Below are 3,442 nucleotides of genomic sequence, written 5' to 3'. Positions count from 1 at the left end.
TTGGCGTCGAGCGCGATCACCTGCCCCATCGGGGTCGCCACGAACATCACGCCGTTGTTGACGATCGGCGGCGCCTCGTGGCCTTCGACGACGCCGGTGGCGAAGGTCCAGACCGGTGTGAGGTTCTTCACGTTGGAGGTGTTGATCTGATCGAGCGGGCTATAGCCGTGCCCGTCATAGGTGCGCCGATAGAGCATCCAGTTGCTTGGCTCCGGATTCTCGAGCCGCTGTGCGGTGACCGGCGCGTAATTCTCGATCGGACCCGACATGGCGGCGGTCGAGGCGAGGCAGGTGAAGGCGACGAAGCCGGACAGGTACCATTGCTTCCTGGTCATGAAAGTTTTCATGGACGTTCCCCTTTTCATCCGTTTGAATTCTTGTGTTGAATTCTTGTGCTGAATTCTTCGTTCGTCCCGCCGACCGCCCGTCGGCGGATACGGCCTCTCGTGACGCGGGCGCGGGCCCGCACCGTCCATCTCATCCTGGCTGCGCGCCACCTACCTTTCCGATGAAGTTGCCGGCGACGCTGAGCGAGCCGTCAGCGAGCGCCAACGGCAGCGCCGCGAGCCGTCGCGGCGCCGGTCCGAACACGACCTGCGCACCCGCACGAGGATCGTATTCGGAGTTGTGACACATGCACTTGAGCACCTCCTTGTCGCCGACATCGCTCTTCACCCAGGCGGTGACGGGACAGCCGGCATGCGCGCAGATCGCCGAATAGGCGATGATGCCGTCGACGGCGCGCCCGCGCGTCTTCTCGTCGAGCTCGGCGGGATCGAGCCGGATGACCACGATCTCGTTGAGCCGGGAGGCGCTGCGCACCACCGAGGTCTTGGGATCCTTCGGCCAGGCATGCACCGGCGGTCCGCCGGCCGGCAGGTCGGACGCCGTGATCAGCTTTCCCTCCTTGTCGCCTTGGGAGAAGACGAGCACATCGCCTTTCTGGGGCCGTTCGTCGGAGCCAGGCGGATCCTCATCCGCGCGCGCGTGCGTGGAACAGCCGAGGCACGCGGTGGTGGCGAGTGCGCCGAGCAGGACCGTTCGCCGCGTCTGCTCGGCGCACGCGTCGGCGTCGGGTGCCCTAGGGTTTTCGGATGATGAGGAATTGGCGGTCAACGATGCGCGGGACATGTCCACAAGCAGGCGCTGGAACTCTGCCGAAAAGAAGGCGAAGAATTGGCACCGCAGTGCATCAATATGGCTTTGCTCGCGTTGATTGAACGACGATGAACGCATTCAAGCGCGTTTTCACAAATTCAACGTCACGCCGCGCGAGCGGCATGATGATTTTGCAGATCAGACCGATGATGTCGGAATTGGTGCAGCGCGCTATTCGTCGCGCTGCGCAAACGCAGCGCGACGTCCCTGCATGTTTTGCAGGCAGCAGGTCGTCGTCAGGACCTGAGCACGTGGCGCGGCGCGGCGATAGAACCGGCGACGGTGGCCGACGCCATCTCAAAACTGTCGGCGATGCGGCGCGCCTTGTCGATGAACAGGCTAGCTGCCGGCGGCGGGCAGACCTCGCGCGCGGTCTGCTCGAACAGATCGAGCCAGCGGTCGAAATGATCGCCCACCAGACTGAGCGGCAAATGCGCCCGCATCGGCGAGCCGTGATAGCGGCCGCTCATCAGCACGACCGAGGACCAGAAATCCCTGAGTTTGGCAAGATGCTCGTCCCAGTTCTGCACGATCCCGAACACCGGCCCGAGCTGTGCATCTTCGCGCACGCGCCCGTAAAAGCGGGTGACGAGTTCCCCGATCATCTCCTCGGTAATCCCGGTGCGCTCGATCGCATCCTGGGTCAACAGGTTCCGCCGCGCGGCCGCCGCCTCGCGCTCGGCCTTCAGTCGATCCGACATGTCCTTTGTGTCCGTTCCGTTATTCCCGCGGGCCGCCCGTTCGACATTGTCGGACCCGTTGCGCGCGGCGTCTTTGTCGCAGCGCAAAGTGCGGGATCCGGCGGCGGACGCTCAAAGCCCGCCGCCGACGCCTGATCAGGCGCTATAGGTGTAGAAGCCCTGCCCGGTCTTGCGGCCGAGATGGCCTGCATCGACCATCTCTTTGAGCAGCGGCGCTGGCCTGTATTTAGGATCGTTGAAGCCCTTGTAAAAGACCTCCATCACCGAAAGCATGGTGTCGAGTCCGACCAGATCGGCCAGAGCCAGCGGCCCGATCGGATGGTTGCAACCGAGCTTCATGCCGGCGTCGATCNNATCGCCTCGTTGATCATCGGGCACAGGATGCGGTTGACGGCAAAGCCCGGGCTGTTCTTGGCGGTGATCGCCACCTTGCCGACGCGCTTGGCGAAATCGAGCGCCTTGGCGTGGGTGTCGTCGGAGGTCTGCAGGCCGCGGATGAGCTCCAGCAGCGCCATCACCGGCACCGGGTTGAAGAAGTGCATGCCGATGAAGCGGTCGGGACGATCGGTCGCCGCAGCGAGCTTCGTGATCGAGATCGACGAGGTGTTGGTCGCGAGCAGCGTGCGCGGCGACAACGTGGCGCAGAGATCCTTCAGGATCTTGACCTTGAGCTCCTCGTTCTCGGTTGCGGCCTCGATGACGAGATCGCAGTCAGCAAGCTTGGCGCGGTCCGTCGTGCCGGTGATGCGCTTGAGCGCCGCCTCCCGATCGACCGCCGACATCTTCTCCTTCTTGACCAGGCGCTCGAGGCTGCCGCCGACGGTCGACAGCCCGCGGTTCACCGCCGCATCGGAAATATCGACCATCACGACCGAGAGCCCGGCCGCCGCGCAGATTTGCGCGATACCATTCCCCATGGTCCCTGCCCCGATGATGCCAACCGTCTGGATCATTGCCTCATATCCTTCATCCTTGCGGGCGAGCCATCCCGGCCGGGCCCATTGTTCCTGCATCAGGCTCTAGCACCGCCGGCGGGCGCCTGCGACCTGATCCTGCCTCTTCCTTAAAGCATCCATGGCGGGAATAAAGCCGCTGCCGGTCGCCAAAAGGCGCGATTTGGCCACCTGGCAGGCGGTTTGCCCCGAATTTGCCTGCTCCTTGCCCGGCGCCGCACAGCGGAAGGGCCGCTAGCGCCCGGCGCGCTTCGGATCTCGATCTCGACCTATCGGACGATGCGGCGGCCACTTGCGGTGTGGTGTAGTCGATGCGCAATGGCCAGCGCGCATGCGTCGCGACGCCGTTGTGACATAGACCACATCGGCTTCGTGCCTCACCTGTTAGCGTCGCGCACATGAAGAACCACATCAAACTATCAATCATCCTCGCCGCTCTGCTCGTCGCCACACAAAGCGTGGCAGCCGAAACCAAAGGCGCCGGCTCAACCTTCGTTTCGCCCGTGATGGCGAAATGGACCGACGCGTACAAGGCCAAGACCGGCAACGTCGTCAGCTATCAAGCCGTCGGCTCCGGCATCGGTCTCGGCCTGATCAAAAAGGAAGCCGTCGATTTCGGCGCCAGCGACA

3 protein-coding genes and 2 pseudogenes are annotated in these 3,442 nt (G+C 63.8%); 1 reads left to right on the top strand and 4 read right to left on the bottom strand.

What is annotated here, in order from left to right; genetic code table 11:
* From AABA86_RS33260 to AABA86_RS33245, 4 genes and pseudogenes are all read right to left on the bottom strand, one after another.
* A pseudogene (locus AABA86_RS33260) lies at nt 1-335 on the bottom strand (PQQ-dependent dehydrogenase, methanol/ethanol family); the annotation flags it as partial.
* A gap of 142 nt (nt 336-477) precedes the next feature.
* Nucleotides 478-1,131 carry a QcrA and Rieske domain-containing protein gene (locus tag AABA86_RS33255; protein ID WP_212250486.1) on the bottom strand — a complete coding sequence of 218 codons (654 nt, stop codon included), beginning with the start codon at nt 1,129-1,131 and terminating at the stop codon, nt 478-480.
* A gap of 263 nt (nt 1,132-1,394) precedes the next feature.
* The gene (locus tag AABA86_RS33250; protein WP_212250413.1) at nt 1,395-1,859 is read right to left on the bottom strand and encodes a group III truncated hemoglobin; all 465 of its coding nucleotides are present in this window, start codon (nt 1,857-1,859) and stop codon (nt 1,395-1,397) included.
* 135 nt (nt 1,860-1,994) lie between these two features.
* Nucleotides 1,995-2,812: pseudogene (locus AABA86_RS33245) on the bottom strand (3-hydroxybutyryl-CoA dehydrogenase).
* 398 nt (nt 2,813-3,210) lie between these two features.
* Between AABA86_RS33245 and AABA86_RS33240 the strand changes: the two are divergent.
* Nucleotides 3,211-3,442, top strand: a 232-nt coding sequence (locus AABA86_RS33240; RefSeq protein WP_338309752.1) for a substrate-binding domain-containing protein, incomplete at its 3' end; no start/stop codon positions are given.

Source organism: Bradyrhizobium sp. TM233 (assembly GCF_036247965.1).
Taxonomy (GTDB): domain Bacteria; phylum Pseudomonadota; class Alphaproteobacteria; order Rhizobiales; family Xanthobacteraceae; genus Bradyrhizobium; species Bradyrhizobium ottawaense.
Note: the sequence above shows the minus strand (reverse complement) of the source record. Positions and strands in the feature narration are given on the sequence as shown.

Coding starts and splice junctions, on each gene's coding strand:
- AABA86_RS33255 (WP_212250486.1), bottom strand. CDS start 1,131: ATGTCCCGCGCATCGTTGACCGCCAATTCCTCATCATCCGAAAACCCT.
- AABA86_RS33250 (WP_212250413.1), bottom strand. CDS start 1,859: ATGTCGGATCGACTGAAGGCCGAGCGCGAGGCGGCGGCCGCGCGGCGG.